At 71.4% G+C, this 10,871-nt stretch carries 10 protein-coding genes; 5 read left to right on the top strand and 5 right to left on the bottom strand.

All coding sequences use genetic code 11. The annotated features are described in order from the left end of the window. Positions 1 to 224 precede the first annotated feature (224 nt). Genes nth through AB5G72_RS02490 form a run of 4 tightly spaced genes read left to right on the top strand, consistent with a single transcriptional unit; the run spans position 225 to position 3,845 of the window. The gene (gene nth / locus AB5G72_RS02475) at positions 225 to 1,016 is read left to right on the top strand and encodes an endonuclease III (protein ID WP_440220874.1); all 792 of its coding nucleotides are present in this window, start codon (positions 225 to 227) and stop codon (positions 1,014 to 1,016) included. Continuing rightward, positions 1,013 to 1,681 (top strand): TlpA family protein disulfide reductase, encoded by a 669-nt coding sequence (locus tag AB5G72_RS02480; RefSeq protein WP_440220875.1) that lies wholly within the window; start codon positions 1,013 to 1,015, stop codon positions 1,679 to 1,681. The genes nth and AB5G72_RS02480 overlap by 4 nt, the downstream gene beginning before the upstream one ends. Continuing rightward, positions 1,678 to 2,649 (top strand): NUDIX hydrolase, encoded by a 972-nt coding sequence (locus tag AB5G72_RS02485; protein ID WP_440220876.1) that lies wholly within the window; start codon positions 1,678 to 1,680, stop codon positions 2,647 to 2,649. Before AB5G72_RS02480 ends, AB5G72_RS02485 begins: the two co-directional genes overlap by 4 nt. Then, positions 2,646 to 3,845: a MarP family serine protease gene (locus AB5G72_RS02490; protein ID WP_067711414.1), complete on the top strand. Its 1,200-nt coding sequence runs from the start codon at positions 2,646 to 2,648 to the stop codon at positions 3,843 to 3,845. The genes AB5G72_RS02485 and AB5G72_RS02490 overlap by 4 nt, the downstream gene beginning before the upstream one ends. A gap of 53 nt (positions 3,846 to 3,898) precedes the next feature. Here the strand turns inward: AB5G72_RS02490 and AB5G72_RS02495 are convergent, their stop codons facing one another. The 4 genes from AB5G72_RS02495 to AB5G72_RS02510 form a co-directional block, all read right to left on the bottom strand. Beyond that, positions 3,899 to 4,768 (bottom strand): alpha/beta fold hydrolase, encoded by an 870-nt coding sequence (locus AB5G72_RS02495; protein ID WP_440221456.1) that lies wholly within the window; start codon positions 4,766 to 4,768, stop codon positions 3,899 to 3,901. A gap of 95 nt (positions 4,769 to 4,863) precedes the next feature. After that, entirely contained in the window at positions 4,864 to 5,379 is a 516-nt protein-coding gene (locus AB5G72_RS02500) for a phage holin family protein (protein ID WP_067711418.1), read from the bottom strand. A gap of 80 nt (positions 5,380 to 5,459) precedes the next feature. After that, positions 5,460 to 7,427: an acetate--CoA ligase gene (gene acs, locus AB5G72_RS02505; RefSeq protein ID WP_440220877.1), complete on the bottom strand. Its 1,968-nt coding sequence runs from the start codon at positions 7,425 to 7,427 to the stop codon at positions 5,460 to 5,462. A 155-nt stretch (positions 7,428 to 7,582) separates the two neighbouring features. Next, positions 7,583 to 8,431: a PRC-barrel domain-containing protein gene (locus AB5G72_RS02510; protein WP_440220878.1), complete on the bottom strand. Its 849-nt coding sequence runs from the start codon at positions 8,429 to 8,431 to the stop codon at positions 7,583 to 7,585. Positions 8,432 to 8,574: 143 nt separating this feature from the next. On the opposite strand from AB5G72_RS02510, the gene AB5G72_RS02515 reads away from it, so the two are divergent. Then, positions 8,575 to 9,333: an oxidoreductase gene (locus AB5G72_RS02515; RefSeq protein ID WP_154829123.1), complete on the top strand. Its 759-nt coding sequence runs from the start codon at positions 8,575 to 8,577 to the stop codon at positions 9,331 to 9,333. A 462-nt stretch (positions 9,334 to 9,795) separates the two neighbouring features. Here the strand turns inward: AB5G72_RS02515 and AB5G72_RS02520 are convergent, their stop codons facing one another. After that, complete coding sequence (locus AB5G72_RS02520) at positions 9,796 to 10,629, bottom strand: HAD family hydrolase (RefSeq protein WP_096906146.1); 834 nt, start codon at positions 10,627 to 10,629, stop codon at positions 9,796 to 9,798. Positions 10,630 to 10,871 lie beyond the last annotated feature (242 nt).

Raw genomic sequence — 10,871 nt, forward strand, 5'->3', positions numbered from 1 at the left:
ACGCGCGATCAGCGGGATGGTTCAGACGTCGATCTGTTCGGGTTCGTCGAGGATCGCGTTCTCGAAACGGTCCATGAGTAGTGCGAATCCGGCGAGGAGGACCGGCACCAGGACGACGAGGATTCCCTGCATCTGTCCGATTATCCACCCCCGGACCGCGGGACGCACACGCACCCGGGGCGGCGGTTCCGCGCCGCGGGGGCGCCGAGCCGTAATGTGGACTCATGCCCGACCCAGCTCCAGCCGTGAAGCGCCGCAGACGAGGGGTGGCCGCGAGGGGGGTGGAGACCGACCTCGGGCGCACCCGGCGCGCGAGACGCATGCTCCGCGCCCTCGAGGAGGCGTTCCCGCACGTCTACTGCGAGCTCGACTTCACCAACCCGCTGGAACTGAGCGTGGCGACGATCCTGTCCGCCCAGTGCACGGACAAGCGGGTCAACGAGGTCACGCCGGCACTGTTCGCGCGCTACCGGACCGCCGCCGACTACGCGGGGGCGGACCGGGAGGAGCTGGAGGAGTTCATCCGGCCGACGGGCTTCTACCGCAACAAGGCGCGGAGCATCCAGGGCCTGGGCGCGGCGCTCGTGGAGAGGTACGACGGCGAGGTGCCGCAGCGGCTCGAGGACCTGGTCACCCTCCCGGGATTCGGACGGAAGACGGCCAACGTGGTGTTGGGCAACGCATTCGGGATCCCGGGTCTGCCGGTCGACACCCACTTCATCCGGTTGGTGAACCGCTGGAAGTGGACCGAGGCCACGGACGCCGTCCGCATCGAGCGCGAGGTGTCGCGCATGCTGCCGCGGGCCTCCTGGACCGACGCGAGCCACCGGATCATCTTCCACGGTCGCCGGGTGTGCCACGCCCGGACCGCGGCCTGTGGGGCGTGTGTGCTGGCCGACGACTGCCCGTCCGCGGGCGAGGCCGGCCCGCTCGAGCCGGTCGCCGCCGCCCGCCTCGTGGCGGGACCCGAGCGCGACCACCTGCTGGAACTGGTCGGACTGGGGGACCAGGCGTGAGCGCCTCAGCCCGGTGGTCGCTGGTCGCTCTCGTGGCGATGATCGGCGTCGTCGTCGCACTTCTCTCCACGTTCGGTGATACCGACGACGGGTCCGGCGACCCGACCGCCGCCCCCACAGCACCTCCCGTGGGCGCCCCGCCCGCGGACGAGCCGCGCACCGTCGTGGACCCCGCGGTCCGCGCCGAGGCCGGGCTCCCCGCCTGCCGCGACAGCGCCGTGCCCGCCACCACCACCGGCCCCGTCGCCGGACTGATGGTGCGCTGCATGGACGACGGCTCCACCACCACGCTCGGCAAGATCCAGGCCGGCAGGCCCATGGTGGTCAACATGTGGGCCTACTGGTGCGAACCGTGCCGCCGTGAGCTGCCCGCCATCCGTGACGCCCAGGCCACCCTCGGTGACGAGGTGCGGGTGGTGCTCTCGCACACGGACCCGTCCGAGACCAAGGGTTTCGACACCCTCGCCGCGCTGGGCATCGAGGAACTGATCTCGGTCTCCGACCAGGAGGAGGAGCTGCCGGCCGTGCTCGGCGCGCCACCCGTCCTGCCGCTGACGCTCTTCGTCCGCGCCGACGGGACGATCGCGCACGTGCTGGTCGAGCCCATGGACAGCGAACAGGACGTGCTGGACGCCGTCGCCGAACACCTGGGAGTGACCGCGTGAGCAACCCCGCGAACGGGCCCGTGCCCCGGCCCGGCGACGTCACCGGCGTCCCGCACCCCGCTTGGATGGACCCCCTCATGACGGCGTGCACCGACGGCAGCTTCGACGGGTTGCTGCCGAGACGGCGCCCGCCCGAGGACCGCGGTCCCAACGAGGTCGGCCGGCCGCACCGCGACGCCGCCGTCCTGGTGCTGTTCTCCGGCTCGGAGGACGCGCCCGGCCCCCAGCCACCCAGCGATGCCCGCGTCCTGCTCACCCACCGGGCCCCCACGCTGCGCAACCACTCGGGTCAGATCTCGTTCCCCGGCGGCGGCGTCGACGACACGGACAGCGGCCCGGTGGAGGCCGCGCTGCGTGAGGCGTGGGAGGAGACCGGCCTCGACCCCCACGGGGTGGACGTGCTCGCGGTGCTCCCCGAGCTGTACATCCCGGTCTCGAACTACTCCGTCGCACCGGTGCTCGGATACTGGCGGGAGCCGATGGAGGTCGACGTCGTGGACCCGGGGGAGACCGCGCGCGTGATGACCGTGCCGGTCGACGAGCTACTCGATCCCGCCAACCGATTCCTGCTCCGGCACACCACCGGGTGGACCGGCCCGGCGTTCCAGCACGACGACCTCGTCGTGTGGGGCTTCACCGCCGGCATCCTCGCCGCGATGTTCCACTCCGCCGGATGGGACCTGGACTGGGACACGTCCGACATCCGGGACCTCGAGAAGACCCTGGCCGCGTCCGCGAACGGGGAGCAGCACCGCATGTCGGCGGAGGAGGCCCGCCGCGAATCCGCGGACCCACTGGCCGATCGCACCGTCGCCGGCGTGCCCGGGCTGAGCGCGCGCGCCGCCGACGGCACCGTCGCCGGTGGCACGGCCCCCGACGGCGGGCTGGCCGGGGACGGCGAGCAGCCCGCCGACGGCGAGGAGTCGCTCGACCTGCCCGCGGACAATCCTCGGAGGGGGTACCGGTGACGGGCTCGCAATGGCTCGACCTGGCACTGTTCGCACTCGCCGCGGCCGCGGCGATCTCGGGATGGATCAACGGGGCCGCCGCGTCGGGCTTCGCGTTGCTCGGGGTGGGCATCGGCGCGACCTCCGGACTGCTGGTGGCCCCGCACCTCGTGCGGGAGATCGACTCGCCGTTCGGCAGGCTGTCCGCGGGGCTGGCGATCATCGCGGTGATGGTGATCATCGGGCAGGTCGCCGGCGTCACGATCGGCCGCGCCGCCAGGCGCTACATCGCCGGATCCGGTGCACGACTCCTCGACAGCACGGTGGGCGCCGTCCTCCAGTCCGCGGCCATGCTGCTCGTGGCCTGGCTGGTCGCGGTGCCCATCGCCGCGCAGGAGGGACCCGGGCTGGGCAAGGCGGTGCGAGGGTCGTCCGTGCTGGCCAAGATCGACGACGTCGCCCCCGAACAGCTGCAACGGATCCCCGCGACGTTCACCTCGGTCCTGGGCACCACCGGTTTCCCGGACATCCTCGGCCCCTTCGGGACCACCCCGATGCAGGAGGTCCCACCGCCCGATCCGGTCCTCGCCGGCTCCGAGGTGGTGGCCCGCGTACAGCCGTCCGTGCTGAAGATCCGCGGCCGGGCCGAGTCCTGCAGCCGCGCGCTGGAGGGGTCGGGGTTCGTGGCCGCGCCGGGGCTCGTGATGACCAACGCGCACGTAGTGGCGGGCACCGAGTCCGCGACCGTGGTGTCCGGTGATGACGAGCTGGACGCCGAGGTGGTGGTCTACGACCCCCGAGTGGATATCGCGGTGCTGCGCGTGGACGGTCTGGACGCTCCGGTTCTTCCCTTCGCCGAGAATCGTGCCCGCACCGGCGACGACGCGATCGTCGTGGGCTACCCGGGCAACGGGCCCTACCGTCCGGACGCGGCACGGATCCGCGAGCGTGTGACCCTGCGCGGCCCGGACATCTACCGCGAGCAGACCGTCGAGCGCGAGGTATACATCCTGCGGGGCTCCGTTCGCGAGGGCAATTCCGGCGGACCGCTGGTCACCCCGCAGGGGCAGGTCGCCGGTGTGGTGTTCGGCGCCGCGATGGACGCCGCGGACACCGGGTACGCGCTGACCGTGGAGCAGGTGCTGCCGCAGCTCCAGCTCGCGGTCGATGCGCAGGAGTCGGTCTCGACGGGGCGGTGCGTGGGGCTGCCCAGCTGATCACCGCGGGGCCCGGCCGGCGGGGCTGGCCGGCGGGTCGGAGTCCCGGCGGCTCAGAGCGGGGTGACGCGCCGCGCGAAGTCCACGATCAGCCGGGACGTGGCGTCCGGGGCCTCCATCGCGGGATAGTGCCCGGCCCCCGGGACCAGTTCGGTGGTGAAGTCGCGCGCCCACGCCGAGGACGCGCGGACGGTGGCCGGCAGGATGAACCTGTCCTCGGCTCCACTGATCCCCAGCACGGGCTGCGGCAGGACGCCGGAGACCGCGCGGCGGAAGTCGCGGCCGTCCGGACGGAACTGGCTCCGCACCATCCAGCGGCGGCTCTCCAGGGTCAGGTGGGCGACCTTCGGGATGAGCATGGACCGCCTGAGCAGGTCGGCGGATTCGCGGAAGTCCTCCGTGTCGGGCCACGTGGGCCCGGATCGACTGCGGAGCATCTCCTCGACCACTGCGGCGCCGTCGCGGGTGAGGTGCCGCTCGGGCAACCGCGGCGCCTGGTCCGCGAGCAGGCGAGGCACCAGCGCACGACGTTGGGAGCGGTCGAGCAGTGCGGCGCGCCGGGTGGCGACCGGGTGGGGAGAGCCGACGACGACGAGGCCCCGCACCGCGCGTGGCCGGCGGTAGGCGGCGGTCCATGCGATGAATCCGCCCTCGCCCTGGCCGACGACCACCGCCGAGGAGTGACCGAGGGCCCGGATGAGGTTGGTCATGTCCGCGGCCAGGGTCCACCCGTCGTAACCGCGCGGCGGCTTGTCCGAGTCGCCGTGGCCCCGGAGATCGACGGCAACGGCATGGAACCCGGCGTCGGCCAGCGCGAGCATGGGCGCCCGCATCGTCCACCAGATTCCACTGAGACCGTGGATCAGGAGGACCAGAGGGGGGAGTCGGCCCGGCGGGGTGTCGGCCGGCAGCGCCTCGGCGATGTGCAGGCGGATGCCGTTGGCCGAGACGTCACGATGCCGCCACGACCCGTCGATCCTGACGATCGACGGGTCGGGCGGCCGGTGAGCGGGAGTTCTCAGGACTTCGACGCGGGCAAGGGCGTCTCGGTGACACGCACCGTGCCGGGCCGGGGCTCGTTGCCCTTCGGCATGGCCAGCTTGAGGTCCGACACCGAGTCGATGGTGCGCTGCGGCTTCCGGATCTTCTTGACCTTGCGGTAGCCGAGTAGTCCGAACACCGCCGCGAGCAGCACCAGGACGACGAACACGATGAGGAAGCCCATCCAGTCCCAGGTCTTGGTGCCGAACCACATCGAGATGAGCTTGGCCCACATGAACACGAACGGGAAGAAGGACATCAGCAGCAGGACGAGGGCCGCGACGAAGAAGCCGGACCCGGTCGCGGCCTTCTTCACCTGCTCGGTGACCTCGGTCTTCGCCAGTTCGATCTCGGCACGAACCAGTGTCGACACCTGCGTCGTGGCGTTCTTGACCAGGGTGCCGATACTGGCGTCGCCACGGCCGATCGAGTCAGCGTCATGCAGGGGGATCGAGGCCTCGGTCGGCTTGTGCGTTCCCTGGGCGTGGCTCACGGTTGTTCCTCCATAGTCCGGCGACGGATGCACCGTCGTCCATCGTGCCACGTCACGTGGCGGTGTTCACCCGCTACCCGTCAGCCGCGCGTGCCCTTCTCGCGGATCTGGTCCATGATCGTCGGATCCGACAGGGTCGAGGTGTCGCCGCCGTCGCGGCCCTCGGCCATGTCCTTGAGCAGGCGACGCATGATCTTCCCGGACCGCGTCTTGGGCAGCTCGGGCACGATCGTGATGTCGCGGGGCTTGGCGATCGGGGAGATCTCCCGCGACACCTCGGCCCGCAGTTCGTCGATGAGCTTCTGACGATCCTCCTCGGCGTCCACGTTGCCCCGCAGGATCACGTACGCGACGATCGCCTGGCCGGTGGTCTCGTCGTTGGCGCCGACGACCGCGGCCTCGGCGACCGCGCGGTGACCGACGAGGGCCGATTCGACCTCGGAGGTCGAGATGCGGTGACCGGAGATATTCATGACGTCGTCGACGCGGCCGAGGACCCACAGGGCGCCGTCGGCATCCCACTTGGCGCCGTCACCGGCGAAGTAGTAGCCCTCCTCGGCGAACCGGGACCAGTAGGTGTCGCGATAGCGTTCCATGTCGCCCCAGATGCCGCGGAGCATGGCCGGCCACGGCTCGGTGATCACGAGGAAGCCCTGCTCGTCCGTCGCGACCTCCTTGGCGTCGCCGTCCACGATGGCGATCTCGATACCGGGCAGCGGCCGCATGGCGGAACCGGGCTTGGTCTCGGTGACGCCCGGGAGCGGGGAGATCATGATCGCGCCGGTCTCGGTCTGCCACCAGGTGTCGACGATGGGAGCCTTGCCGCCGCCGATGTTCTCGCGGTACCAGCGCCACGCCTCCGGGTTGATCGGCTCGCCGACCGAACCGAGCAGGCGGATCGAGGACAGGTCGTGCGAGGCCGGGATCTCGTTGCCCCACTTCATGAACGTCCGGATCAGGGTCGGCGCGGAGTAGTAGATGGTGACGCCGTACTTCTCGATGATCTGGAAGTGACGGTGCTCGTCGGGCGAGTTCGGGGTTCCCTCGTAGACGATGCACTCGGCGCCGTTGGCCAGCGGGGCGTACACGCCGTAGGTGTGGCCCGTGACCCAGCCGACGTCCGCCGTGCACCAGTAGACGTCCTCGCCGGGCTTGTGGTCGAAGACGTTGTGGTGGGTGTACGCGGACTGGGTGAGGTACCCGCCCGAGGTGTGGACGATGCCCTTGGGCTTGCCGGTCGTGCCGGAGGTGTAGAGCAGGAACAGCGGGTGCTCCGAGTCGAAAGCCTCCGGCGTGTGCTCGGCGGACTGCTCGGACATCGCCTCGTCCCACCAGACGTCACGGCCGTCGGTCCAGTCCACGTCGAGACCGGTCCGGCGGACCACGAGCACGTTCTGCACGGACTCGGCGTCGCCGTCGGCATCGACGCCGTTTCCGGAGAGCGCGTCGTCGACTCCCGCCTTCAGCGGTGCGGGCTTACCGCGCCGGAACTGCCCGTCGGCGGTGATGACGAGCTTCGCCTCCGCGTCGTCGATGCGGGAGCGCAGCGCGTTCGGCGAGAAACCGGCGAAGACCACGGAGTGGGTCAGGCCCAGGCGGGCACACGCGAGCATCGCGATGTAGACCTCGGGCAGCAGGGGCATGTAGATGGCCACGCGGTCACCGGCGACGAGGCCGAGCGAGCTGAGGTAGTTGGCCGCCCGGCTGACCTCGTCCTTGAGTTCGGCGTAGGTGATGTCGCGGGCGTCGTCGCCGGGCTCGCCGATCCAGTGGATGGCCACACGATCGCCGTTGCCGGCCTCCACATGGCGGTCGACACAGTTGTAGGCCACGTTGAGCTTGCCGCCCACGAACCACTTGGCGACCGGCGCGTCAGACCAGTCCAGGACCTCGGTCCACTCGGTGTCCCAGTCGAGTCGCCGAGCCTGCTCCTCCCAGAAGGCGAGACGGTCGCTCGACGCGCTGTCGTAGAGGTCGGCCTGCGCATTGGCCTGCGCGGCGAAGTCGGGGTCGGGAGCGAAGGACTGGTCGTGCTCGGGAGCGGTCATCAGCGGCTCTCTCTCGGGATCAGATTTCACGGACGGCCGGGATCGTCACGGCGGAAGCGACCGGACCGATGTATGTGAGCGTAGTCACATGCGGCGCACCGTGTTCGGGATCTGGCCCGGCGGGGGGAGGCCGGGGGAGGCCCGCCCGATCCCGTTCACTCGCGAGGGGGGTTCTCTCCCTTCGTGGAGCCGCCGTCGGACGGCGGCCCGGCGGGTGTGGCGGGCCCCGGGCCGGAGGACTTCGCGGGCTCCGGGGTGTCGGTCGACGAGGACGAGGCAGCGGAGTTCGTCGTCGTCGTCGGCTTGTTCCCGCCCCCCGACGTCGCGCCCTTCGGCGCCGTGGCCCCGGTCGATGCGGGTGGGGTAGCCGGCCGGCGCGGCGCGCCGGTGCCCGACGACGTGCTCGTTCCCTCTGCGCTGGCTCCGACCGCGGCCCCGCCCCCGCTCGCCGGCGTGCTGCTGGTCGTCCGGGCGCTGTCCGTCTTGCCCGCACCCTCCGGCGTGTCCGTCTTGTCGGCGACGGCTGTCTTGTCGGCGACGGCTGTCTTGCCGGTGCCCTCGGGCTTGCCGGTGCCCTCGGCCTTCCCGGCGCCTGCCGTCTTGCCCGCGCTCGTCTCCTTTCCGCCGCTCGGCGCCGACTCCCCGGTCGCCGTCCCGGGCCCGGACGCGGCGGTTCCGCGAAGCCGCGTGGGGGTCTCGATGCCGTAGTACTCCAGCAACCTGGCCTCCTGCTCCGGCGTGAGGGCGTCCTCGGTGTTGTCGGGGCGCGGGGAATCGCGGATGACGGCGCGGGTGTGGTCGACATGGAGTTCGTCGTCGAGGAGTCGCGCGCCGTGGAGCGGGACGATCGCGTCGGCGGAGAAGATCCCGGTGGCGACGGTCGCGAACGTGGCCTTGCCACTGGCATCGTCCACGTAGATCTGGCGCACGGCGCCGACCTTGGCCCCGGTCGAGTCGAAGGCGGTCGCGTCGAGCAGCGCGTCGAGCTGGTCCTTGAGATTCACGAGGGCCTCCGGGATCGAGGTGTAGGGGCTGAGCCGGGCGCGTGCCCCGACGGATTGGGCTGATTACACCAGCTCGACACCGGTTGAGGCAGCTGAAAATCACCTGTGTCGGCCGATTCGCGCCGGGTCGGTAACCTCGACCCGTGACCTCCACCGCCCCCGACCCGCTCGCCCCGCTCCTCGCCCTGCCCGGTGTGGCCGAGGCCGCGGACGCCGCCCGGGCAGCCCTCGCCTCGGTGCACCGACACCCCGCCAACCGCCGCGGATGGCCCACCACCGCCGCCGAATCGGTGTTGCGGGGTGCGCGCGCATCGGCCGGCGTCGAGGGCGCGTCCGTCCGCCTGGACACCGACGGCGAGCAGGACGAGGTGCTCTCGGCAGCGCTGCGCGTGGCCGGGGAACTGACGGGCGAGTCGCTCGACCGCGCCGTGTCCGTGTGGACCCGCTCGCCCCTCCAGGAACTCGCCCATCTGCACCTCCTCGCGGCGTCCGGGCCCGGGGTGGACCCTCAGGGTCTCGGCCGGCCGCGCCCGGAGGAGGGAGTCGCCGAGCGTCTCCAGGGCCTCGCCGAGTTGGTCACCGGAGGCACTCGCGCGCCGGCGCCCGTCCTCGCCGCGGTCGTCCTCGGCGAACTCTCGGGCCTGCGACCGTTCGGGTCCGCGGACGGGATCGTCGCCCGGGCGGCGTTCCGCCTGGTCGGGGTGTCGACCGGGCTCGACCCCCATTGCCTGGGCGTGCCCGAGGTGACCTTCTATCGGGACCCGGAGGCACACCGGGCCGCCCTGCAGGGATACATGAGCGGCACCGAGGAGGGCGTGACCGAATGGCTCCTCCATTGCTGTAGAGCCCTCGAGGCCGGCGCGCGCGAGGCCACCTCGATCGCCGACGCAGCCGGGGGCTAAGCGGAGCGCGCCGGTGGCCGAACGGGCCGGGCGCGCGCGAATGGCGGGCCGACCGGAGTCGACCCGCCAATTCACTGCGGTCCATCGAGAGATCCGGGTACCAAGCGTCCTGTGGTCCGCCGTGTCGCCGGCCCGGGACAACCGTCGGTGACGGCTGGCGCGGACCCACGGCTGGTGTTGCCTCTCGGGCGTTATCCGTCGCGTGGGTTTCCGAATGTCGATGACGGTGAGGAGGGCGGGGGGCCGTGACTTCTCTTCCGTCCCGGTCCTGGCGTCTTCACCACCGTGCCCTGAGCATGCCGCCTGTGACCGGCCCGGGGCGATGGTGGGATCGCACAAGGAACACCAGAACTCGTGGGGGAGTCCGGCTATCGCCCGTGCCCGTCGCCGACGCCGATGATGAGGTGTTGCCGACGCACCGCACGGGCCCGCCCCGCCGCCGCGCGCACCCGATGGGCCGCGCTACCGCCCCGCGTGTCGCGCGGCCCGGACGAACGACACGGTGGCGGACCCCACGGCCAGGACGATGGCCGCCACCCCAACGATCGGCCCGGTCGCCCGTTCGAGCGTGGGCAGCAGCGGAGTGGGGTTCTCGAACGTCAGGATCGGCCAGCCCCGCTCCAGCGCCTCGCGCCGCAGTGCGCGGTCGGGGTTGATGACCGTCGGGTGGCCGACCATGTCGAGCATGGGCAGGTCGGTGGAGGAGTCCGAGTAGGCGTAGCTCGCCTCGAGGTCGTAACCGTAGCGCTCCGCGAACGCGCTGATCGCCTCCGCCTTGCCCGGGCCCTGGCAGTAGAACTCGATCGATCCGCCGTAGCGGCCGTCGGCGTCCCGGTTCATCCGCGTGCCGGCGTAGTGGTCCACGCCGAGCATCCGGGCGATCGGCGCCACCAACTCCTCGCCCGAGGCGGACACGATCACCAGGTCGTGGCCCAGCGCGCGGTGCTCGGCGAGCAGGTCCTGGGCCTCGGCGTACACGGTCGGGGAGACGGTCTCCTTGAGTCCCTCGGTGACGATCCGCTCGACCTGCTCGGGAGACCACCCCTTGGTGGCGGTCGCCATGGCCTGGCGCACCTTCTGCATCTGCTCGTCGTCGGCGTCGGACAGGCTGAACGCCAGCTGCGTGTAGGCCAGATCGATCACCGACCGTCGCGACAGCAGTCCCTCGCCGAGGAACGACTTGTTGAACGCGAACACCGAGGAGGTCGCGATGATCGTCTTGTCCAGGTCGAAGAACGCAGCGACCCGACGAGGCCGGTGCGACATCCTGGGGCCCGGTGGGCGTGGGGCGGACACGCCCCAACGATACGGTTCTTGTGCTGGCCATGCAGATGGGCGATACTGACGGTGCCCGTGATGGGCATCCCCCTAAGGTGCTCAGTTCATCCCCCCGAGAACTGACACTTCTGAGAGACCGCGGCACCCCCTGCCGCGGTCTCTCGCATTTCGCGGGCTCGGCTGTACCGGACAGCTGCCGACGCGTCCACCGCACAGTGCCCTCGCGAGCTTTCCCCGCGGCACGTTGTCCACAGCCCCGT

It is taken from the genome of Dietzia sp. MNB45, assembly GCF_051994785.1.
GTDB classification, from domain to species: domain Bacteria; phylum Actinomycetota; class Actinomycetes; order Mycobacteriales; family Mycobacteriaceae; genus Dietzia; species Dietzia kunjamensis.